This is a genomic window from Tundrisphaera lichenicola, from assembly GCF_051175385.1.
In the GTDB taxonomy this organism is placed as follows: domain Bacteria; phylum Planctomycetota; class Planctomycetia; order Isosphaerales; family Isosphaeraceae; genus Tundrisphaera; species Tundrisphaera lichenicola.
In genome coordinates, this window is record NZ_CP195106.1 from 4,647,289 (window position 1) to 4,670,758 (window position 23,470).

The window sequence follows — 23,470 nt, forward strand, 5'->3', positions numbered from 1 at the left end:
AAGGATCAGCCCACCAGTCCGGAATCGAGCAAGAACCGTCAGCCTAGGTACACCCTTAGGGCGGTGTCGATGACCGTAGGTGTATGTATCAAAAAACTCTTATATCGACTGGCCAACCAGTCGTCAATAAGTGCCTCGGTTTGTTTCGATTTATTTATTATTTGAGAGGCAAAATCGTGGTGCGATTCTCCGTCGAGATCCCCCCACGTTGGAAAGAGTGAATGAGTGAGGGGGCATTTTAATGGACTGATACCATGATAGTATTAAAAGGGGCGCGCTCGTCAAGATATTTTTTCGCGATATCAACGGCGTGTGTGAGGCAACGCGATCGTCTCATTGTCGATCCCCATCGCCTCTTGCTGAAGTATAGGCTTACCTGAGAAGTTGATGGATAGAGTATCGGCAATGTTAGGCAATTCAAAATTGGCTCTATCATTCCACCCAACCTGTATCTGTTCTCGTGATAGCGTAGGCTGCACGGCGGAATTGGCTATTCCGGTTGGACTGTTCCTCATCGTTTGTCACGTGGAATTCGGACTTTGAGTGGAACATGGATCATAGAATCATCCTCCAAGCGTCATCTCAACCTCTCGACTGGACTGGCCTGATCAGCGCGATTTGTTAGACTCCCGCGAACCCCGCTCACCGAGGATTGAAGGGACGATCCGTAGTCCCCTCCTCGGAAGTGACTAGTTCTCTCCGGGAATTCTCCCATTGGCTCGACGGCGACGGATCGCCTGTTTGTTGATGATCTTCGGGCTTTTTGGGGCGGCTCCCCCCAGGCTCCCCATCCCGGAAGGTCTCCCACGGTACGAGTTGGACGTCTCGATCGACGTCCCTGGTCGGCTGGTGCGTGCCCGGGAAAAAGTGACATTTACCAACCGGACGTCAAAAGACGTGACCGAGTTGGTCTTTCACGTCTATCCGAGACATCGGGTCGAAGATGGCGATCGACCGATGGTCTCGAAGACCCTGGAAGTCCTCCGGCTGAGTCCCGAGGAGGCCATGGATGCAGAAGGCCGGAGGCTCGAGGTGGCGGAAGCTCGCGTCGAGGGGCGGCCGGTTGCGGTCGCGTTCGACCCGAAGAATGACACGGTGATGATGCTCCCCCTGGCCGAACCGATCGTCCCCGGGAAGTCGGTCGAGGCCGAAATCGACTTCTCGGTCGAGCTTCCCGATAAGTGGGGTCGATGGGGCCAGCACAAGGGTGTGACCTACCTCTTGAACTGGTATCCCGTGCTCGCTCACGTCGACGATCGGGGGTGGGAACATACTCCCTTCGTCCCCTGGCATCAGCCCTGGCATCAGGAGGCCGGCCTTTATACGGTTCGGCTCGACCTACCGGCGAATCAGGTGGTGGCATCGTCGGGGCGGATCATGGAGGCCCGGAACCTGGGGCCGGGCCGACAGTCTCTCACGATCGTCGCGAGCCCGGCGCGGGACTTCGCCATGGTTTGCTCGGATCGCTTCGAGGTCCACGAGCGGAAGGCGAACGAGGTCATGGTCCGGGTGGTCGGTTTTCCCGAGGATCGGGCCAACCTCGCGAAAGCCCTCGACTTCGCCTGCGAGGTGATCCCTCAGTATGAAAAGTGGTTCGGACCTTACTTCGACGAGGAGTTCGAGATCGCCACCTCGTTCTTCGGCTGGAATGGCAACGAATGTTCGGGGCTGGTTCTCCTGGATGACCGAGTGATGCGGCTTCCCGAGGCGGGCCATCGCTACATTGAACACCTGGTCACGCACGAGACTCTACACCAGTGGTTCTGGAACGTCGTTGGGACCGACGGATACGCCGAGACGTTCATGGACGAAGGGATTGTCAACGCATTAACGTCGAGGCGGCTCGACGAGAAGCACGGCAAAAACGCCCCCCTGATCGTCTGGCAAAAAGGGCTGAACTGGCTCCCGACGATCGGCCGCGAGGACCTCCGCCTGTCGAGCTATTACGGATGGAGGGCTCGAGGCAATGGCGGCTCGGCCATCCAAAATCTAGATGAAATGGGGAATCTGGGAGCGGTCTTCAGCCTAGCCTACGACCGTGGCGGCAAGGTCATTGACATGATCGAGAATCGCCTCGGCTCGGAGCGTTTTTTCGAATTCCTCTCGAAGATCTACCGCGACTATGCCTGGAAGACGATCTCCTACGCCGATTTCCGCCGAGAGCTGATCGCTTTCGACCATTCGGTGGACTGGGGAGACTTCCTCGACGGCTGGCTGATCGAGCATCGCGATCTCGACTGGTCGGTCGAGAAGGTCGACGTCGGCAAGCCGACCGGTTGGGAAGCCCAGACCCCGGTAACGATCCGGCTCCGCCAGCGAGGGGTGATGCTGGAGCCGACCGTGGTGATGTGCAAGGTGGGCGATGACGAGATCCGCGTTCCCATCTGGACCGACCGGGGAAATTACGATGTGCCCGGGGCCCGGGTCGATCGGGTCGGGGACGATTGGTTTGTCTCGCTCCAGGCTCCGGGGCGACCCACCCAGGTGGTCGTCGATCCCGACCATGCGCTCCTCGATGCGGTCCCGGACAACAACCGATGGAAGTCCGAGATCGCCTGGCGGGTCACTCCCTTGATGACGCCCCTGGACGAGTCGTCGCAGTTCCAGGCCTTCGATCGGGTCTCGGTCGTCGGCGGCCTGTTCGTGGACCAGTACGAGCGAGGCGGCGTGAAGGCGTCGGTCCAGCGGCTCGATAAATTCCAGTTGACCGCCTGGGCGGGGACCGAGCCGGCGCTCCGCGAGGCCATCTTCGGCGGACAGATCGTCTTCCCTCATCGGCCCTGGCCGAAATGGTCCTCTGGGTTCTTCTACGAGGAAGGTCTCTACAACTTCTATAACGATCGCCAGCACTCGGGCGGTCGACTCTTCACTCGCTACAAATTCCTGGAGGCTTCGAGCTTCCTGGTGGACGACGCGGGATTTGCCGAGCTTTACTACGGATTCGGGAACGAATTCTGGGCGGGAGACGATGGGCGACCGGTCAGCAAGCCCTTCGCGGCCCTGGGCGGACGCTTTCGACTGAGCACGCTCTTCCCGGTCTGGAACCCGGTTGGGGGGAAACTGATCGAAGCCACGCTCGAATATGGCGATCGGATTTTCGGCTCTACCTTCGACTATACCCGGATGACGCTCGACCTGGGGACGGTTCGTCCACTTCCCGAAGGGATGGGCTGGTTTTCCAAGACTCGGGTGGCGGTCCGGGGCTACGGGGGCCTGGGGTTCCCGGACAACGTCGCGTATTTCCGCCTGGGTGGCGGTCGGAGGCTCCGGGCTCTCGACCTGTCCCAGAATATTGGAAGTTCGGTCTGGCTGGGGACTCTCGAATGGCGATTCCCGATCGTCGAGAACCTCGACCGGGATATGCTCGACCACGTCGTGAGCGGCCGTAACATTACCGGGGCGGTCTTTTACGACGTCGGGCAATCGTATTTAAGGGGAAAGTTCAGCCCGGTCATCAATGGGATTGGCCTGAGCCTGGGGCTCGATGTCGCCTTGTTCTCATTCCTGGAAAGGGCCGTACTCCGCGTCGACCTGGCCCAACCGATCATCGCAGGTCGAGGGCCGGTCCTCTGGTTCGGGCTCAATCAGGTCTTCTGATTCAGATCGCGTTGCGTTGCTCGGCGATTCGCTTGAGGCTCCGACGCGCCTTGGCCAGGATCGGGCCGACGGAATTTTCTGGAATTCCAAGCTGCTTGCCGATCTGACGATAATTTAAATACTTCAGATGGTAGAGACGCACGACCTCCGCCTCGCGATCGGGCAGGCTGACCAGCATTCGATCGACTTCCTCGGCGGCGATGATCGGCTCGGCCTCGGACTGGCTTTCGTCGTCGAGGATCGCGCGGTGGGCCGAGGAATGGCCGAGTTCCGACTCTCGGAACCGCTTGATGACTTCCTTGACGCAGGTCCGACGGGCGACGACGGTTAGGTAAGTCGGGAGGGAGCTCGCTCCCTTGAAATTTCGGAGCACTAGATAATCGTCGTCGACGATTGCCAGGAAGATCTCGGCGGCAATGTCCTCGATATCCGCGTCGGTCAGCACGACGCTCCTGGCATGGGCCACATGATGGATCACGTGGTAAATCAGGCCCATGTAACGGTCGACGAAATCGTTCCAGGCCCTGGGTTGGTGGCTCAGGCAACGTTCGAGCAGCTGCTTGTCGATATCGCGCAACGGCACGGATGGACCTCCTCATCCAGTCGAGGGATGGGTTGCCTCCGCCGGTTGGGTTTCCCCAGGGGGGACATCTCCCATTTCCCTATTTTACCTCATGGATCGTCGGCGGCAAGGAGTCCCGATGGTTCGAGATCTAGGGTCGCGCGTTCGGGGACGCGCGACGATCGGAGGGCGGCTCGAATGATTCCGATTCCTGCCGAGGCCCTTGGAGGTTAGAATCAGCCGGTCGATGTATCCCGATAGCTTGGCCACAGGCCAAGTTTGAAGGCTCGACGGATGCCCTGCGGGTTCGCAGGCAGGGCCGATCGCCGAATCTCTGGAGGCGTTGCCTTGGATCTGCCGAAGGCTTCCCCGAAAATCCTGATCGCCGATGACAACGTCCAGAATGTCGAACTGCTGGAGGCCTACCTCAGCGGGATCGATTGCGATATTCGGACCGCCGTCGACGGCGAGGACACGCTTCGCGTCGTCGAGGAGTTTGGCCCCGACTTGCTCCTGCTCGACGTGATGATGCCCAAGCTATCGGGTTTCGAAGTCTGCAAGAAGCTCCGCTCACAAACGAAAACACGCGATCTATTAATCTTGATGGTCACGGCCCTGAACGAACCCTCCGATTTCGAGAGGGGTGTCCAGGCCGGGACCGACGACTTCCTGACCAAGCCGGTGAATAAGGTGGAACTGCTTTGCCGGATCAGAAGCCTGCTCCGGGTCCGCCACCTGAAAAGTCAGCTCGACCGGACCCTGGCCTACCTGGCCGAGGTCGAGTCGGCCAGTCGCGATGAGCCTCCCCCGCCCTCTCGAGACTAGCCGGCAGACGCACCGATTCCCACGACCGAAAGATCGAGACCGATGGCCAGCCTCCCCCGCGTCGTCATCAAGCCCCGGCGAGCGCGTCCTTTCTTCGCCCGACATCCCTGGGTCTTCGTCACCTCGATCGAACGTGTCGAAGGCGACCCCCAGCCCGGCGACGAGGTCGCGGTCGTCAACCACGAGGGGCAGTTCATCGCTCGTGGACTCTTCAATCCGCGGAGCGCCATCCGGGTCCGACTCTACCGGTGGGAAGAGGCCCCGATCGATGACGCGTTTCTCGAATCCCGATTGGTCGAGGCACTGGCACTCCGATCCGGCTTGCTGGGCCGAGATGGACCGAAGACCGCCGCCCGGCTGGTCTTCAGTGAGTCCGACGGACTATCCGGCCTGACCGTCGACCGCTTCGATCGCTGGCTGGTCGTCCAGTTTACCAGTCTCGCGCTTTTCGAGAGCCGCGATTTCCTGGTTGAACGCCTGGTGAGCCTCACCGGGGCCGAAGGTGTCCTCTTCCGTGGCGAGAAAGGCATTCCCTCGCAGGAAGGGCTGAAGGTCGAAGACGGCCTGGTTCACGGGAACGCCCCCGATGGACCGATCGAGATCGTCGAGAACGACATCACCTATCGGGTAGATCTCGCGACCGGCCAGAAGACCGGCTTCTTCCTCGACCAGCGCGACAATCGACGGGCCGCCGCCGCCTACGCGCGGGACAAACGCGTGCTCGACCTCTTCTGCTACACCGGCGGGTTTTCGCTCAACGCCCAGATCCACGGCGGGGCCGCCTCGACCCTGGGGATCGATAGCTCGGAGCGGGCGATCGAATTGGCCCGAGAGAACGCGATCGCCAACCAGACCAAGACCGCGCGATTCGAGGCCGCCGACGTCTTCGAGACGCTCGAACGTCTCCGGTCTCACGAACAGAAGTTCGGACTGGTGATCTGCGACCCGCCCAAGTTCGCCCGCCATCCCAAGGCGGTCGAGGATGCCGTCAAGGGTTACCTTCGGCTCAACCGTGCGGCTGTCGAGGTCCTGGAGCCGGGCGGGGTCCTGGTCACCTGCTCTTGCTCGGGACTCGTCGACCGCATGCTCTTCGCCGACATCCTTGGGCAGGTTGCCGAGTTCTCCGGCCGACCGATCCAGATCCTGGAGCAACGCGGGCAGTCGGCCGACCACCCGGTCTCGGCATCGTGCCTGGAGACCGAATATCTCAAGTGCGTGATCGCCCGGGTGCCCTGATGGCGACCAAGGCCCGGACCGCCTCCGAATTTCGACTGGTCAATGGGTCCGAGGGGGATCCCGTCCTTTTCATCGATTATCCGGGTCGCGACGATGCGATCCTCTTCGATGCCGGGGAGAACGGCGGTCTCGACCAGGCCCGACTGGGCGACCTTGGCGCAGTGTTCATCACCCACCATCACGTCGACCATTTCATCGGGCTCGACCGGATCGTCCGGGCCAACCTCGATCGCGACAAGACGCTACACCTCTTCGGGCCGGTCGGGACGATCCGGAAGGTTTACGATCGGATCAAGAGTTACGAATATCCCTTCTTCCCGTTTCAGAAACTGGTCATCGCCGCCCGCGAAGTCGAGCCGGGTTTGATCCGCTCGGCGTCCCTCGAATGTTCGCGACGGTTCCCCGAGCCCCAACCGGTGGAATCACCCTGGGAAGGCCCCACGATTTTCGAGGCGTCCGGACTCAGGATCGAGGCGGCCTTCGCCGATCATACGGTCCCTTGCCTTGCTTTCGCCCTGATCGAAGACCCGGGCTACCACCCCGACCCCGAACGACTCGCCGAGGGGCCGCTCCGCCCCGGTCCCTGGGTCTCGCAGGTCCTGGCACGGATCCGCTCCGGGGAGTCGCTCGATAGTATTCAGACGATTTCGGGCGGTCGATTCACCCTGGGTGATCTGGCCGAGGCCTATTTCTCCCGATCGAAAGGGGCCAGGGTCGCCTACGTGACGGACACCGCGATGAGCCCAAGCGTGCGACCTGCCCTCCTGAAACTCGCACATCGCGCGGATCGGCTTTATTGCGACAGCTTCTATGCCGGAAGCGAGATCAAGCAGGCCGAGAAGCATCGTCACATGACGTCGACGCAGGCCGCGCAGTTCGCCAGGGAGGCGAGGGTGGAATCGCTCGTCCTGATGCACTTCGCGACCCGCTACAAGGGTCGCTACGAGGGATTGATCGAGGAAGCCCGCGCGATTTTCCCGTCGGCCTCGGCCCAGCTCTCTTGAGATCCAGGATCAACCCAGCCCGAATTTCCTGCGAGAATCCATAAAGATTAGCCCCCACCGACGAATGACGGTTGTTCATCTTCAACGGACCTCGAACCCGAGGCGGCATCATGGCGACCGATGGGCAGGAAATGATTCAGGAGGCTGTCGAGCCCGGGCTGGACATCGAGGACGAAGCCCCAAAGATCCAATCCAAAGTGTCGAGCCTCGGCCCTGCCGAGGCCCTGGAGCGGCTTCGTCGGGGCGAGTTGATTAGCGATGCTCGCATCGATGGTCTCCGCTTCAAGGGGGAGTTCTCACTTCCCGTTCGAATGGAGCGAGTCGAGTTGGTGAATCCCAAGTTCGGGGGAGCCAGGTTTCTCGATGAGGTCTCGCTGGTCGGCTGTAAGCTGGTCCGACCCAGCTGCGGGCATGGTGCCAGCTTCGATCGCGGGTTCGACTTGAGGGGCTCGACGATCATTAGGGGGCATTTCGCCCGGATCACGGTCAAGGGTGCGTGGCGCTGCGACAACCTCAAGGCGATCGGGCATTTCGTGGTGATCCAGTCGCGATTCGAGGACAAGGTTCGCTTCTGGGAAGCTCGATTCGAAGGCTGGGCAGAATTCAAGGATTGTACCTTTGTCGGGGAGGCGGATTTACGGAGTTTTCATGCTGAGGAAGGTTTCATTCTAGCGGGCTGCAAGTTCGAGGGAGATGCACTCTTCCGAGGCGCGACCGTCTGCAAGAAGTGGGATGCGGGTGTTTCGCGATTCGAGCGACTGCTCGACCTCTCGAAGGTGAAGTTCCACGACTTCGTTTATCTCGAAACGATCGAAGCCGGGCCCGATCACCGCATCGCATTCCACAACGCCCTGATCGAGCGGGTCCTGATCCGATCGAATCAGGTCGAGGGGCGGTTGCTCAGCGAGGAGACGGGCCAGCACGAGCAGGCCATGCACGAATATGGCCTGCTCAAACGAGTCTTCGAGGGGCTTCACCGTTATGAGCAGGAGGACTGGGCCTTCTATCGGTTCAAGGTGAATCAACGAAGGAGCCGCCCCCGCTCGTGGAAGCGGCCCTTCTCGAAATTCTCGCAGTTGATGGATTGGTTGTTCCTCGACCTCGGATGCGGGTACGGGACCAACCCGTTTCGCGCGGTTCGGATGTCCGGCCTCCTGATGCTGGCCTTCGGCTTGATTTACATGGTGGACGTCTCGGCCTTGCCGGTCGAGAAGCGTCCATTCGATCAGCTTGCGGTGACTCATCCGATGAACCGGATCATGATCGGGCTGCTGACCAGCGTGTCCGTGTTCACGTCGGGATTCGGGAGCCTCCGAGATGCGGCCCAAGGCTGGATGAACGTCCCGCTGATCGTCGAATCCCTACTCGGGACGTTGCTGTGGGGCCTGTTCATCGTCGCGTTCAGCCGAAAGGTGATCCGCTGATCGATCGCCCCCGATTGAGGATGACCTCGCCGGTCAATTCGGTTAGAGTGCGGCCCGATTGATCGGCGGACCCATCGACTGACACCAAGGGATGCGCAAGGAGGCGCCGAGGCCATGTCGCCCCGTCGCGAGCTATTCGCCTTCTCGGCGGTCCTGTCCGTTTTGGTGGGTGGGTTCTTCGCCGAGTCGCTCCTGGGCGGCAAGGTCCTGAGCCCCGCGGACGTCCTGTTCGTTTCCGAAAGCTTCGCGGACGTCAAGAGACCCGCGTATGAGCCGGGAAATCGGCTCCTCATGGACCCGGTCCTTCAGTTCCAGCCCTGGCTGGAGTTCAACCGATCGATGATTCGATCGGGGCGACTCCCGCTCTGGAACCCTTATAGCGGGTGCGGTGCTCCACATCTTGCCAACGGACAGTCGGCCGTCTTCGATCCCTTCCAGTGGATCGCCTATTTCGGACGTCTGCCCGACGCCCTCGGCTGGATGGCCGCGGCACGGCTCTGGTTCTCGGGGTTGGGGATGTTCCTCCTGGCCCGCTCCTGGGGGTATGGTCGTTGGGGTCGCTGGTTTACTGGCCTGTCGTTCCCCTTTTGCGGGTTCCTGATCGGCTGGCTGCTCTACCCGGTGACGAACGTCGCCGTCTGGATGCCCTGGGTGTTCCTGGCGACCGAATTGGTCTGGAACCGGCCTGGCCCGCGAACGATCGGGTGGTTGGCCCTCACCGTCGGCGGGACGATGCTGGGGGGGCATGTCCAGACCGGGGCCCATGTCTTGCTCGGGGCTGCCGCTTACTCCGCCTGGCGAGGGTGGTCTAGCCCGACCATTGGACGGGGTGCGATGGCCTGGACGCTCGGCATCGCGATGGGTGTCGGGCTGGCGGCCATCGAAGTGATCCCGCTCGGGGCTTATCTGGCCCGGAGCCCAGTCTGGGGCGACCGCGATCGAGAGCGGGCGCCGGCGTGGGAACTGGTCCGGCCTCGAGTGCTTGACTCCCTTTGCACGGCCATCCCCTCGCTCTATGGGAGCCAACGGCGAGGTGAACCCAACCTTGCGAAGGCGTTCGGGGTCCACAATCAAAACGAGTCGGCCGGCGGGTTTGCAGGGCTTGCCACCCTGGCCTGGCTCGCGCCTCTAGCCTGGTGGGCGAGGCGAGATCATCCGAGGGTCTGGTTCCTGGCGGCATTCACGACCTTCGGGATGCTGGGAGCGTTCCGATTTCCTCCCGTCGATAACGTCCTCCGACTCTTACCCGTCCTGAACGTGACCGACAATCGCCGATTGACGCTCTGGGTTGCCTTCGGCCTGGTAGCCCTGGGGGGGATCGGCCTGGATCATCTGAGCATCGTCCGTCGACGGCCAGGATGGGGCCTCTGGGGCCGGGCCTGGATCGTGGCCGGATTGGGGCTCCTGGCGGTCGCTGGAGGTGTCGATCGATTTGCACCGCAGATTCGCGAGAAAGCCCTAACACATTATGCACAGGCGGCTAGGGAGACTCCGGGTGCCGACCCGGTCGCCTATCGAGCACGAGCCGAACTTCAGGCGAGCGAGACGCTCGATTTCGTCCCGAGGTCTCTCGGCCTGGCCGCCGCTCAAGCGCTGACAATGGCCTGGCTTCTCGGCGCACTCCGGAAGGGACGAGTGGGCCTTCGGGCAGGACGTGTCGCACTGCTCGGGCTCACCATCTTTGACCTGATCGGTTATGGGATCGGCCTGAATCCATCGATCGAACGGGCCGACGACCGTCCCGAAACGCCGCTGGTCGCGGCCCTGCGTCGAGAGATCGGAACTTCAGGCCGGATCATTGGCCTGGGAGCCGAACTGCCTCCGAATGTCTTGATGCGTTATGGGCTGGCCGACGCCCGGAATTATGACTCGGTCGAGCTCGGCCGGAACCTCGACTGGCTTGCACTCCTGTATGACCCGAAGGTCGGGGCGAAGACGAGTCGCCGCGAGATCACCTGGGATCGGGTCGAAGCGGCCCGCGACCGGCTCCGGGAAGCGGGCGTCCGAGCGGTCGTCGGGCCAACCGAGCCGCCGCCGGGGCTCGGGCGAGCCCAGCGCTTCGGTCGGGTCTGGGTGGCCTGGCTCGAAGCCCCTCCGCTGGTGGAGCTGGTCGGGAGAGGGGTGATCCATGCGGTGTCCGAGTCGCCCGGATCGATCATCATAAAGTTGAATGCTAATGCGGCATCGCGACTGATCATCCGCCAGACATTCGACCCGGGCTGGCGTGTCGAGATCGATGATCGACCTGCTCTCGCAGGGAGCCATATGGACACATTTCTGTTCGTAAATATTACCGAAGGTACGCACGAGATTCGATGGACTTATGATCCGCATGAGGTTCGGATGGCGGCAATTGCCTCGATAATCGCGGCTCTCGGTGTGGTATTCGCCTTGACGGACTTCGGCCCTTTCCGATTTACTCGAATTGTAATCACGCGGCTTGGACGGACCCAGGCCACCGGGTTAGAATTGGATTCGTGACCCGTCCCCGGACCACCCGACCGGCGAAATCACCGAAGGACAACACGCTGATGGTCCACTTCACGTGTGATCTGTGCGGCAAGGATCTCAACGCCTCAAGCGATCCCCGCTTCGTGGTCAGGATCGAGGCCTACGCCGGCTTCGACCCGACCGAGATCACGGAGGAAGACCTCGACGACGATCACATGGAAGCGGTCTCGGAGCTTCTCCAGCGCGACGAAGGACTCAACTCGCAGGAACTCCAGGCGCAGCTCCGCAAGGGGTTCCGCTTCGACCTCTGCCCGACCTGCCACGGGAAGTTCCTGAAGGACCCCCTCGGCCGGGAATATCTCAGGTCGTTCGACTTCAGTAAGAACTGATTAAGTCTCGACAAGTTCGGAGAGCAAGCTGACGTCCGCCGACGACCCGAGGGTTGGATCGGCGGACTTCTTCGTTTCAAGAAGCCGCGTTTGCTAGCGGCCGCTCGGGACCAGTCGTGTCGCGAAGCTACCCTTTCCAGGAAGAGAGCCAGCGGATCCCCACTGGGGACCATGTAGCGGCAGGCCTTGCCATCGTCGAACGCTCGAAAGTCGACTTCGAGCCGACGACACGGGGCACGGCTCTCCTCGAGTGAGTCGACCTGCTCGCGATGGTAGTCCCTGGCCCTTGATGTTTTTCTACCGGGAGCGAATAACTCTCTTCGCGATCCTGGCATTGTTTCCCAACGACGCGAATGCCTTCGCTCAGAGGAGCGGATCCCGCGACCTCGCGACCGAGCGAACCGTTGGCGATCGGGAACTCTCGGGATATCAGGGTAAACGACGGTTAGCCGCGATTGCCGAGACGGAACTCGATCTCAAGTTGCCCGCCGGAGATTCGAGGGCAGGCGGCCCTGAGAGATCCTCTTCGACCATTCCAAGCGGGACGAAAGTCGTGAGGAAAAATAGCGGGATCAACCAGGAGAATGTGAACGAGGTAGACTCGTTCCGCGACGAAGAATCGGGCCTGGTCCGACGATGGTGAACCGATCATCCAACGAAGAGGCAGACCTTCCTAGCTCCGAGAGGGCACTCGAGCGATGAAGGGTCGAAGTCTCTCGGATAAAACCTCTCACCGAGTCAGGAGCACCAGGATGTTAGTGAGGACCGAGAGCCCCAGGAAGGCCGCTAGGGCGGCGATGATGGTGTTTCGACTGTTGAGATAGCCGGCCATCTCGATCCTCTCGGCCTCGGCGAGCGGCGACCCCTCACCTTCTTCCTCGGCCGCTTCTCCGTCGGCCAAGCCGGCGAGGGCATCGGATCTCTGTCCGGCGATCATGGGCGTGTCGCCCTGGATCAGGCACTTGAGGTCGAGGAGCAGATCGTCCGGGCTGGAGTATCGACCATCCCGATTCTTGGACATCATGGTCTCGACCACTTCGCCGAGGCCGCTGGATAGCCTCATATTGATGTGATCGGGCGGGACCAAATTCGTGTTCTTGTCGACATGCTTACGCATGACCTCTTGCGGGGTCTCTCCAGAATAGGGGACCCGTCCCGTGACCATGTGATAGAGGGTGGCACCCAGGCTGTAGATGTCGCTCCGTATGTCGACGTCAACCTGTCCGCGGACCTGCTCGGGGCTGATATAGTAAGGTGTCCCGATCGCCATGCCGGCCTCCGACATCGCCCACTTCTCGTCGGCGGTCAGGCGGGCCAGGCCGAGATCGGCCAGTTTGACGTTACCATCCTTGGTCAGGATTACGTTCTCGGGCTTGATGTCGCGGTGGATCAGCCCGCGCTCATGAGCGTGCTTCATCGCTTCGGCCACGGCGGCGACGATCCTGACGGCCACTTTTTCATCGAAGATCTTGTTCTTGTCGAGTTCATCCTTGATCGTGGCGCCTTCGACATACTCCATGACGAAGTAGTGGTGGCCCTCGACCTCGCCGGCATCGATCGCATTGACGATATTATTGTGCTGGAGTTTGGCGGCGATCTTGGCCTCGCGCTGAAAGCGTCCGATGAAATCCTTGTTCTGGGCCAGGGAGTCGAGGAGGACCTTGACCGCGACGATCCGGTCGACGCTGGTCTGTCGAGCCTTGAAGACCAGGCCCATCGACCCCTTGCCCAGTCGTTCGATGATCTCGTATCCGGGGATCTCGAATTTCTTGCCGGCGTCCGTCCCGACCTCTTTGATCAGGCGAGCGGTCTGACTCTTGGTGAGGACCTTGGCCTCGATCATGATGTCGATCAGGCTTCGCGAGGGATCCTTGGCCGCGAGTTTGGCACGGAGCGCCTTGCAGGCTTCGACCTCCTGGGTGGTGGCCAGGCCCCGCCGGATGATCGACTTTTCCAGATTCAGTTCGTTGACGCCCGACAGGCCCCGAGTATCTTTCGGCGTGAGGGTACTTCCCTCTTTCGCGGGGGGAGTGCTGGAATCTTTCGCCGGGGGATTACTCTCGGTGGACGTGGCCATCGGGCCGTCTCCCTGGTTAATCTCGGGAAGGGGGAGCGGCAGGTGCCGCCGGGAGAGAAGGCTGTCGAGATAAGATGGCTGCGACGATCAGGGGGAGACAGGAACCCCGGTCGCACGCGCACTCGAAACCTATTTCCAGTATGAGGCTCGACGACTCGATGTCAACGGTTTTTCCGGGCTCCCGTGCATGGGGTGAACGGATTCGACCGACTCGTGGCGAATTGCTTCATAAAAACAAGATCCGATGATAGCTGGATGATGGCCCGTCTCGCCCGGGGCTCGATCGTTGAGCGGCGAGGAAATGTTCCCTGAAGCCTAGCATAACTCCCCGATTCTTGAACCGAGTCTACTCGTCGGTTATAGTCGAGCTGCCCCGATTTTATGCGGCGAGCCGTCGCTTGTGACAGCGCTCCTGGTTTCTCGGTTCGATTTGACAGTGCCCGGTGTTCGGAGGCGGAATTGGCGACGATTGGCGTGATCGCGGGAGATGGGGTCGGTCCGGAGGTGGTTCGCGAGGGCTTGTCGATTCTGGACAAGGTTTCGGGACTTGATGCGCTTCGACCGGAGTTGGTCGAGTTCGATCTGGGGGGGGAGCGCTATCTGAGGACGGGCGAGATCCTGCCCGAATCGGCCCTGGAAGACCTCCGACGCTGTGACGCGATCTACCTGGGCGCGGTCGGACATCCGGGCGTGGCACCCGGGATCCTGGAGAAGGGAATCCTCCTCCGCCTCCGTTTCGCCTTCCACCAGTATATCAATCTGAGGCCGGTCAAACTGTTCCCCGGGGTCGAGACGCCGATCAAGGGCAAAGGGCCCGGCGAGATCGACATGGTGGTCGTCCGGGAGAACAACGAAGACCTCTACGTGGGTGCCGGCGGATTCACCTACAAGGGAACTCCCGAGGAGGTCGCGATCCAGACCTCGATCAATACTCGGGCGGGCGTCGAGCGGTGCCTCCGGTATGCATTCGAGCAGGCGCGGGCTCGAGGTCAGGCTCGCCCGTTCCTCGGCCTCTCGGCGGAGGATCGAGGTCGAGGGCTGATCGGCCAGGTGACGATGGTGGCCAAGACCAACGTGCTCACCTTCGCCCACGACCTCTGGATGCGCGCGTTCACGGAGGTGGCGACCGATTATCCCGAGATCAAGACCGACTACAACCACGTCGACGCCTGCTGCATGAGGATGGTCGTCTCGCCCGAGCGTTATGACGTGATCGTGACGACCAACATGTTCGGCGACATCATCACCGACCTTGGCGCCGTCCTGCAGGGGGGGATGGGGCTGGCGGCCTCCGGAAATCTCAATCCCGACCGGAAATTTCCCAGCATGTTCGAGCCGGTTCACGGCTCGGCTCCCGACATCGCCGGCAAGGGGTTGGCCAATCCGATCGCGGCGATCCTTTCCCTGGGAATGATGCTGGACCACCTGGGTGCCCCTCGGGGAGCGGAGGCGGTCCGCCTTGCTGTTGCGAAAGTCCTGGCAGACGGAACGCCACGGACTCCCGACCTGGGCGGATCTTCGGGAACGGCCGAGGTCGGCCGGGCTGTCCTCAAGGCATTGGAGGGCACTGCCACCTGATCACGCCCGCCCGAGCCCTAGGCCACAAGATTCTCGCCTGATCGCTTTCGCCTGGTCGAAGCTCTCGCGGGTCGAGCCGTATCGCCGACGACGTCCAAATCAAACCGACCGTCAGATCGCGTGCGTCCCTCCTCGATCCGCCCTCGCCCATTCGGGAGAGCTTCACCCATGAGCCTCGGCTCTTGCCCTGCCCTCGATGCCAGCGTGCTGGTCCTCAACCGGTGTTATCTGGCCGTTCACATCATCCCCGTCCGTCGCGCCTTCTGTCTTCTCTTCAAGGAACTGGCCGAGGTCATCACCCTCGACGATGGCCGCTTCCTCTCGCATGACTTCGACAGTTGGAGAGCGGTCTCGGAGGCTCGCGCCAGGTTCAAAGATCCCGATGACGATTACATCCGGACCATCCAGTTCGAAATTCAGGTCCCCCGAGTCATCCGGCTCCTGACTTATGACCGACTCCCTCGAACCCGCGTTAAATTCAATCGACGGAACATCTTCGCTCGTGATGGGAACCGTTGTCAGTATTGCGGGAAGAAGTTTCCAACTCACGAATTGAGCCTGGATCATGTGATGCCCAGGAGCCGTGGCGGGGGGATGGACTGGGAGAATATCGTCTGCGCTTGCGTCCGATGCAATGTCCGCAAGGGGGGTAGGACTCCCGCCGAGGCCGGTATGAAATTGACCAAGCCCCCGATCAAGCCGAAGACCAGCCCCACGCTCGGACTCAAACTCGCCAATCGCAAATATCAGAGCTGGAAAACCTTCATCGATAACGCGTACTGGACCGTCGAGTTGAAGTAAACCGGGCACGAGTGCGATCATGAATTCATTGGGGGTGCCGTGGAAAGAGTTTCGGGAATGATGTAAGCTACGTTGAGAGGTCACAGTTCGACCGAGACCGCCATTCGCCTCCCGAAGCGAGGGATCTTCCATGCCGCGCAGAATCGGGGTCCGTTCGAGAGCCGGCTTCACGCTCATCGAACTTCTCGTCGTTATCGCGATCATCGGCGTGCTCGTCGCACTGATCATGCCGGCCGTTCAATCGGCACGCGAGGCGGCCAGTCGGACCCAGTGCATCAACAATTTGAAGCAACTGGGACTCGCTTCGCAGGAGTATCACGACTCCTTCGGCAGTTTTCCGGGGGGGTGGTACTGCAACTCCGCGACCGATACGAATTGCGCGCCGACCGTGGCCCAGTCCTACATGTGGAACGGGCTCTCGGGATTGCTGGTCAAGCTCGAATTAGGGAACATTTACAACGAGCTGAATTTCAGTCTGCCGACCAATGATATCTCGAATATCACGGGTGTCCGTCGGACCATGAACGTGCTCGTCTGCCCGTCCAATCGTCGTGCCGCTGTCACTTCCAGCTCGAATACGAATAACGCCTCGAAGCTCGGGCCGTCGGATTATCGGGCGAACATGGCCTCCGGCTATAACGGGACCGCCACCCCCACTTATTCCGCAGGGACGACCGATCCAACCAATACCACCGACACCAGTAATCCCCCCCTTCCCCTGATCGGGATCTTCGACAACGGGATGTCGTATCAGAACTCCGAAGTCAGCATTGCCGATGTCACCGATGGGACAACAAATACCATCTTGATCGGCGAGAGCCTGACCGGCACCTGGCCCGAGGCCAGCTCTTGCTGCGTCCGGACCACGGTCGACCGGACTCTCAACAAGCCCATCAAGATCAAGGGGACGAACTACTACACCTACTGGATGAGCAAGCATCCCGGGATCGTCAACTTCCTGAAATGCGATGGAAGCGTCAGCTCGGTCACCAACCAGATCAACAAGCTTGTGTTGGTGAAGATGATGACGAGAGACGGTGGTGAAGCCATCTCGGCCGATCAGATGAAGTAATCCCCAATGAACTGAGCCTGGAAATCCTGCTCCGCTCGACCGATCGGAGTTGAGGAAACATCGGCGAAACGAAGAACCCCGGCTCATCGGTCCGGGGTCTTTCGTTTTATGAAATGCTTGAGATTTCAGGCCTGGTGCATCAGGATTTCTGCTTGCAATTCGCGCCTTCGAGTGCATCACGCTTCTCGGTGATCACCGGGCACTTGGGGGATTCCTCGGCGTTCAGCGCCGTGAAGTCTTTCCAGTCCTCGGGCAGGTTGTCTTCGTGGAAGATAGCCTCGACGGGGCATTCGGGGACGCAGGCCTCGCAGTCGATGCATTCTTCGGGATGAATGTAAAGCATCTGCGCGCCCTCGTAGAAGCAATCCACGGGGCAGACGACGACGCAGTCGGTATATTTGCAATCGAAGCAAGGCTCGGCGACGACGTGGGACATTCCCAACTCCTCTCGGGGATTTTCCGCAGCGGTGATCGACGATCGGCCGCCCCGGGCGGTTATCGACCGATCGTGCACTCATCTTAAGAAGATGCCGGGTAAAGGGTCAAGTCGGCCCCTGGTTGTTCCTGGTCAAAGGGACTTACGGCGAGCCGTCTTGATGGTGATCGGCTTCAAGGGCACGTTCTCGAATGGCATCTGTTCGGAGTCGAGCTTCGTGGTCGTCTCGGACTTCGCGATCGTATCAATCACGTCGAGGCCTTCGGTGACCTTTCCGAAGACGGCATAACCTCCCGCGTATCGATCGAGCTGGGGATTCGAGCCGTGATTGATGAAGAACTGCGAAGTCGCGGAATCCTCCGCCTTGGCGCGGGCCATCGCGATGGTTCCGGGTGTATTGCTCAGGCCATTGCTGGACTCATTCTTGATCGGCGGTAGCGACCCCTCCTTCTTCTCGACCAGGATGTTATTGACCTCGCGCATCCCGCCACCCTGAATCATGAACCGGGGGATCACCCGGTGGAAGATCAGGCCGTCATAAAAACCGCTATCGACGTACTTGAGAAAGTTTTCGACCGTGATCGGGGCCTTGGCGCGGTCGAGTTCGAGGGTGATCGGCCCGGCCGTGGTGTCCAGGATGACGACCGGATGATCGTCGTCCTCTAAGGCTGGGCCACTCGCGAGGATGGTCGAGGCCAGGACCAACGCGATCGGGATCCGGGAACGGGAGAGCATCGATAACCCTCGACGGTTGATCGGGAAAGAGGGCAATAGTGCGTCTGAAGAATGTCCCATCATGAATCAACGGGAATCCTGACTTCCATTCGATCCGGAACTTGGGAAGCCTGGGGTTGTGAGATCATCGGATGATGACCGGAGCGAGTCAAGGATGGTCGAGTATCGAATGCGGCCGGGCCCCTGGGACGAAGGGCCCGGCCGCGAGTCAATTGGTTAGCCCCGGTATCGAGACTTAGTGGACGATTTCCTTGAGGAGCGAGGCGAGTTCGGTGGCCATCGCGGCGGGGAGTCGGTCGCCGGCGGCCTGGGCGTTCTTGAGGTAATCGGCGGCCTTGCTGGCCCTCGACTTGTCGGCGGCCATCAAGCGGCCCATGTGGTAGTTCAGGACGGGGTGCTCTGGCGATTTGCCGAGCCCCTTCTTGTACGACTCCTCGGCGTCTCTAGGCCGATTGAGCTTCTCCTGGATCGAGCCGAGCGTGTCGTAGAATTCGCCCGGCAGGCTACTGGGATCGACCCGCTGGAGGAGGCCCTGGGCCAGTTCGAGCGCGTCCTCGCTCTTTTGCTGATAGCTGCTGAGGATCCAGGCCTTGTTATTTACGGCGGCCACGACGTCGGGCTGATCGGCGAGGATCTTGTCGTACTCCGCGAGCGAACGATTGAGGAGTTCGCGGGAACGAGCCGGGTCGAGCTGCTGAGCCTCGGACATGGTCAGCAAGAGGTCGCCGAGGTTGAGCCGAGCCTCGACCGATCCCAGCTTCTCGGCTGCTTTCTCGGCCCAGGGAAGCGCCTCGTCGGGCAGGTTTGCACGGGAGTAGCCGTTAGAGACGGCCAGGGTCCGTTCACCGCTCGGGTCGTCCTGGGTGGAGGAACTGGCGAGGGCCCGAGCCTCGTCGAGGTCCGCCTTGGGAGCGGGCTGGCCCTTGGCTCGGGGCTCGGCCAGGATCTGGATGGCCGAGGTGAGGGCGTTGGCGTCGTTGGGATCCACCTTGAGGGCTTCTTTGAGGGAGGCGACCGCCTTGGCCCTCTGATCGCTCATCATGTGGATGTCGGCGGTGAGGTAGTAGGCGTCGGAGAAGTCGGGCCGGGCCTTGATGGCGGCGGCAAGCCGCTCGATGGCCTGGGCTCGGTTAGCCTGGACCTGCGACGAGGCTCCGGTCTGCGCGGCCAGTGCTCGGGCCTCGACCAGCAGGGCAGCCATCCCGTTCGGAGATTCGGGTTCGGCATCGGTCAGGAACTTCGCCTGGCGGATCGCCTCGTCAATCCGGCCATTCCGCAGGCTTAGACGGGCCAGTTGAAGCCGGGCGTCGGGCAGCCTGGGATTTCGGGTCAGGGCCTCGGCGTAGGAGTCGGCCGCCTCCCGGAATTGGGACCTGATGGCGAAGATCTGGGCCCGAAGGAGAGGACCGACCGGTGATCCCTTGGCCATCTCGTCGACCTCCTGGGTCAAGGTCAAGGCCCGAGAGGTGTCGCCCCGGCGAATTTCCAATTCGCACTCAAGCTGCGGGAAGATCGGATCGGTCGCGAACTTGGTGCGGTATTCCGCGATCAACGAGCCGGCCTTGTCATCGAGACGCTTGGCCTCGGCCTGATTACCCTGACGGCTGGCTTCGATCGACTGCGCGGCGATCATTCTGATCTGAGAGTTCGCGGACGAGGCGTCGGTCGGGTCATCGCGGAGGAGTTCCGAGGCGGTCCTCTCCGCCGAGGCGTAATCACCCTGGTCGCCGTAGACGGTCAAGAGCATCCGGCGGTAGGGCCCCTTGGGGTTGGCCTTGGCCTTCTCTTCGACGAAGGACGCGGCGGCCTTGGGTCCCTGGAGCTTGGTGAGCATCCGGCACTTGGCCTGGATCAGTTCGGCCGAGTCGGGGAGCTGTTCCAGGCCCTGATCGAGAACCTTCAGGGCTCGCTCGGCCCCCTGCCCCTTGTCTGTCGGAGGGGTGATTGACTCGACGGCGGCCATCATCAGGTAGAAGACGGGCGGAGCTTTCTCTTCTCCCTTGGTCGCGACCTCGACCGCCTTGCGGATCGTCGCGGAGGCTTCGTCGTATTTTCCGGTCCGGGCGAGGATTTCGGCGCGGGTGACGACCGCTCCCGGGTAGGCGGGCTGGGTTTTCAGGATCTCGTCGCAGAGGGTCAGGGCCTTGTCGTCCTCATTATTGATCCGGTAGTAGGTGGCTGCCCGGACGCGTTCCTCGTCGCTCGGCGGAGACTTGGGATCATTCAGCAGCGATTCGATCTCGGTACGGGCGGTGGGCCACTCTTTCTTGGCCGACTCGGCCGCGACGATCTGCCAGCGGATCGCCCGTGAGATTCCCGAGGCCGAGCCATCCTTGAGCATCTGTCGGTAGCGGGCGATGGCCGAGTCGAGCTCGCCGTTCTCCATCGCCAGGCCGGCCAGCGCCGATTGCGAGGCCGTGGCCAGCGAGATCCCGGTATCGACTTCCTTGACCGAATCACCGACGGCGAGCGACTCGAAGATGCGGGCGGCTCCTTCGGGATCGGCCCGTCCATCGAGCTGAGCCTTCCAGAACTGGACAACCTTGTTGCTGGGGTCCTTCTTCAGGGCGGCGTCGAAGAACCCGGAGGCGGTGGTCAGGTCGTTCTTGGCCAGGGCCATCTGGGCGTCGAGCAGGTCGCCCGTGGCAGCGTTCTTCCAGCGGGTCCGAATCTTGGCGATCGAAGCTGCGACCGCCTCGAAGTTCTTGGCTTCGAGATCCAGCAGGGCGAGCTGGACCAAGGGGGCGGAATTGTCGCCTCGATCCGCGACATCGCCGAGGACCTTGCGGGCATCGTCGGGCCGTCCGAGTTCCTGGGCGAGGATCTGGGCCCGGAGCTGGACCGCTGCCACGTTGTCAGGGACCTTGGCCAGGTAAGCGGATAGGATTTGGTCGGCTTCCTGAGGCTTCTTCTCCTTCACTCGGAGAGAGGCATCGAGCACGGCCAGCTCGCTACTTTCGGGAAACTTGGCACGGGCCTGTTCGAGCCGCTTACGGGCCTCGTCGTCCCGCTTCAGTTCGCCCAGGGTCAAGACGGCCAGATTCTCGGCGGCGGGGCCGGCTTTACCCTTGGAGACCAGCCAGTCGATCCGCTTGAGGGCATCGGCGGGTCGGCCGAGCATGACCTCGATCTGGGCCAGTCGAAGCTCGACGGCCGGGGTCGCGTCCTGCCCGTTGGCGAATGCACGGGTGTACTCCTCGACCGCCTTCTTGAGGTCGCTCGGAGTCTTCCTGGCCTGGTGAATCTCTCCGCTCAGGAGGTGCAGGGTCCCTTCTAGATCGCGGGGGAGCCGACCCTGCTCGATCTCCTGGAGCATCCGGGCCACGATTGGCTCGGCGTCCTCGGGATAACCGGCCTGCACGACCGCCCAGGCGGTCCAGATCTGATACTGGGGCTCGAGGTTTCCAAGGCGCTGGGCCAACTGGAGGTATTGCCTCCCCATCGTCGGCTCCTGGTTGAGGATCAGGGCCACGCCGTAGCGGGCCTGGGCCTCGGCCAGGTGGTCGAGCTGGGTCGCGGCGATCTTGAGATGACCCAGAGCCGAGGCCCGGAGTTTGGCTTGCTCGGCCCGAGGGATGTCGCCGACCTGAGCATCGATCACCAGTCCGGCCTTCTCCAGCTCGATCGCCCCCTGGAAGAGGTGGCCGAGGGCCTGGTAGCGGGCGGGCTTGCAGTCCAGCAGGGCTTTCACATGGGGCGCGGCGTTGGCCTGGCGGTCCTTATCGGCGAAGTTGGCGAGCGAAGCCTCTACCGCCAGGGCATGCAGGCCCATCGCGGTCTCCGAGGCCGCCTGCTTGAGGCCGGCGGGCGACTTGAGCCCCTGGTTCGCGACGGCCAGGCAGCGGTCCCGCTGGTCGCGGAAGCGGAGGTGATCGGCGTAGGCCAGGAAGACATTCAATTCCGGGTAAGGCTTGACTGCCAGTGACTTCTGGAAAATGGCCTCGGCGGCCTGTTCGAGTGTATTGCCGTACTCCTTGAGACGATCACTCGCGGCCGGGGCTTCCAAGGCTCGCTCGGCCATGGAACGCTGGACTTCCTCGATCAGGAGACTGATCCGGGCGATCCGGGTCGAGGGGATCTCGGGCTCGGACGAGGCGGCGAGGGCCTCCTTGGTGACCGCTTCGATTGGCCCGGCCAGTTCGGAGGCGTCCTTGGTCTCGGCGACGTCCAGGACGCGGAGCTTCAGCAATGCCATCCGGTCGAGAGAGTCGGCATCGGCCGGGAGGGTCATCGATCGGACCCGATCGAAAATCTTATCCACTGCCGGAGAATCGTTAGCGAGCGCGGCCATCCGGACCGCGATCCATTCGGTCCGGACCCTCCGGGGCGTTTCGGCCTCCAGGGCGGAGACATGCCGCCGAAGTTCCGCGACGTTGGGAGCCGTCTGGTCGAATTCGTGCGAAGCCAGGATAAAATGGGCATCCCGATTGTTCGGGTCCAGAGTGATGAGGTCGCGAGCCCAACGGACCTGTTCGTCCACATCATCCTGCCGGATCGCCTCGGCGAGCATCCGTCGCCTTGGGCCAACGAGCTTGGTCCCGGCCTTGGCTGCGGCCGTCAACGAGCCCACATAGAGAGCCCGAAGCTCGGACTTCTTCTCGACGGGGGCCTTGCGGATCCACTCCTCGTAGAAGTCGGCCATCTCCTCGTGGAGCTTGGCGTTTCGACCATCCGCCTTGAGGACTTGCTGGTAATCGATCTTGGCTTCGTCAAAGGCTCCGGCCTTGCGTTCGGCGCGGGCCCTATCCAGGAAATGTTCGGTCCCCCGAGCACCCATGACCGTGGCGATGGTCATCAGGCCCACCAGGCCGACGACCACGAAGAGGCCGGAGAGAATCAGTAGGGGTTTCCATCGAACGGTCATCGGGCACTACTCCTTGGCTCGTGGGGCCGGGTCTCGCGCTTCGAGGTCGATCCCCGCGAAGGCGACCATCCGGGTCGGAATCGCGGACCATCGAGGCGCGGCGGTGAAAACTCGGGGGGAGGCGTCATTCGCTCTGGGCGACCCTCGGATCGGGCTCACGTACTCAGGAGGCCGAATCGAACGAATGGCCGACAACGGGTCGCATGGGGTCCGAGGGTGGATGCGCCTCCCACTCCCTGGACCTCGAAAATCCAGCCACGGGGACGACAGAGGACACCCGGATGGAGATTTAAAACCGGTTCCGCTATCGGTTTCGGGCCATCGTTGTTTCGAAACGAGATAGGCCACCTTCCGCGTGGAAAGGTGGCCTTGAACGGGGGTGGAAGGGAAATCGCGGTCTCGATCGAGACGGATTGAAA

15 protein-coding genes are annotated in these 23,470 nt (G+C 61.7%); 10 read left to right on the plus strand and 5 right to left on the minus strand.

The features are described from left to right. Positions 1–897 precede the first annotated feature (897 nt). Positions 898–3,597, plus strand: a complete 2,700-nt coding sequence (locus tag P12x_RS18300) for a M1 family aminopeptidase (protein ID WP_435005926.1) — start codon at positions 898–900, stop codon at positions 3,595–3,597. A gap of 1 nt (position 3,598) precedes the next feature. Here the strand turns inward: P12x_RS18300 and P12x_RS18305 are convergent, their stop codons facing one another. Next, positions 3,599–4,180, minus strand: a complete 582-nt coding sequence (locus tag P12x_RS18305; protein WP_435005927.1) for an RNA polymerase sigma factor — start codon at positions 4,178–4,180, stop codon at positions 3,599–3,601. Between the two features lie 327 nt (positions 4,181–4,507). On the opposite strand from P12x_RS18305, the gene P12x_RS18310 reads away from it, so the two are divergent. From P12x_RS18310 to P12x_RS18335, 6 genes are all read left to right on the plus strand, one after another. Beyond that, on the plus strand, positions 4,508–4,984 hold the full coding sequence (locus tag P12x_RS18310; protein WP_435005928.1) for a response regulator: 477 nt from the start codon (positions 4,508–4,510) through the stop codon (positions 4,982–4,984). Between the two features lie 42 nt (positions 4,985–5,026). After that, entirely contained in the window at positions 5,027–6,220 is a 1,194-nt protein-coding gene (locus P12x_RS18315) for a class I SAM-dependent rRNA methyltransferase (protein ID WP_435005930.1), read from the plus strand. After that, on the plus strand, positions 6,196–7,224 hold the full coding sequence (locus P12x_RS18320; RefSeq protein ID WP_435005932.1) for an MBL fold metallo-hydrolase: 1,029 nt from the start codon (positions 6,196–6,198) through the stop codon (positions 7,222–7,224). Before P12x_RS18315 ends, P12x_RS18320 begins: the two co-directional genes overlap by 25 nt. 110 nt (positions 7,225–7,334) lie before the next feature. After that, positions 7,335–8,648 carry a pentapeptide repeat-containing protein gene (locus P12x_RS18325; protein WP_435005934.1) on the plus strand — a complete coding sequence of 438 codons (1,314 nt, stop codon included), beginning with the start codon at positions 7,335–7,337 and terminating at the stop codon, positions 8,646–8,648. Between the two features lie 114 nt (positions 8,649–8,762). Further along, positions 8,763–11,129: a hypothetical protein gene (locus P12x_RS18330; protein ID WP_435005936.1), complete on the plus strand. Its 2,367-nt coding sequence runs from the start codon at positions 8,763–8,765 to the stop codon at positions 11,127–11,129. Further along, entirely contained in the window at positions 11,126–11,488 is a 363-nt protein-coding gene (locus tag P12x_RS18335; protein ID WP_435005938.1) for a hypothetical protein, read from the plus strand. The genes P12x_RS18330 and P12x_RS18335 overlap by 4 nt, the downstream gene beginning before the upstream one ends. A gap of 730 nt (positions 11,489–12,218) precedes the next feature. Here the strand turns inward: P12x_RS18335 and P12x_RS18340 are convergent. Further along, the gene (locus P12x_RS18340) at positions 12,219–13,565 is read right to left on the minus strand and encodes a serine/threonine protein kinase (protein ID WP_435005939.1); all 1,347 of its coding nucleotides are present in this window, start codon (positions 13,563–13,565) and stop codon (positions 12,219–12,221) included. A 459-nt stretch (positions 13,566–14,024) separates the two neighbouring features. Between P12x_RS18340 and P12x_RS18345 the strand changes: the two genes are divergently transcribed. The 3 genes from P12x_RS18345 (at position 14,025) to P12x_RS18355 (ending at position 17,016) form a co-directional block, all read left to right on the plus strand. Continuing rightward, complete coding sequence (locus tag P12x_RS18345) at positions 14,025–15,143, plus strand: 3-isopropylmalate dehydrogenase (protein WP_435005941.1); 1,119 nt, start codon at positions 14,025–14,027, stop codon at positions 15,141–15,143. A 168-nt stretch (positions 15,144–15,311) separates the two neighbouring features. Next, positions 15,312–15,944 (plus strand): HNH endonuclease, encoded by a 633-nt coding sequence (locus P12x_RS18350; protein WP_435005943.1) that lies wholly within the window; start codon positions 15,312–15,314, stop codon positions 15,942–15,944. 130 nt (positions 15,945–16,074) lie between these two features. Continuing rightward, complete coding sequence (locus tag P12x_RS18355; protein ID WP_435005945.1) at positions 16,075–17,016, plus strand: DUF1559 domain-containing protein; 942 nt, start codon at positions 16,075–16,077, stop codon at positions 17,014–17,016. Between the two features lie 139 nt (positions 17,017–17,155). Here the strand turns inward: P12x_RS18355 and P12x_RS18360 are convergent, their stop codons facing one another. The 3 genes from P12x_RS18360 to P12x_RS18370 all read right to left on the minus strand — a co-directional run bounded on the left by P12x_RS18360 (position 17,156) and on the right by P12x_RS18370 (position 23,051). After that, entirely contained in the window at positions 17,156–17,452 is a 297-nt protein-coding gene (locus P12x_RS18360; RefSeq protein ID WP_435005947.1) for a 4Fe-4S binding protein, read from the minus strand. 132 nt (positions 17,453–17,584) lie between these two features. Beyond that, positions 17,585–18,187 (minus strand): peptidylprolyl isomerase, encoded by a 603-nt coding sequence (locus tag P12x_RS18365; protein WP_435005949.1) that lies wholly within the window; start codon positions 18,185–18,187, stop codon positions 17,585–17,587. Positions 18,188–18,422: 235 nt separating this feature from the next. Next, positions 18,423–23,051 (minus strand): tetratricopeptide repeat protein, encoded by a 4,629-nt coding sequence (locus P12x_RS18370; RefSeq protein ID WP_435005952.1) that lies wholly within the window; start codon positions 23,049–23,051, stop codon positions 18,423–18,425. Between the last annotated feature and the right edge of the window lie 419 nt (positions 23,052–23,470).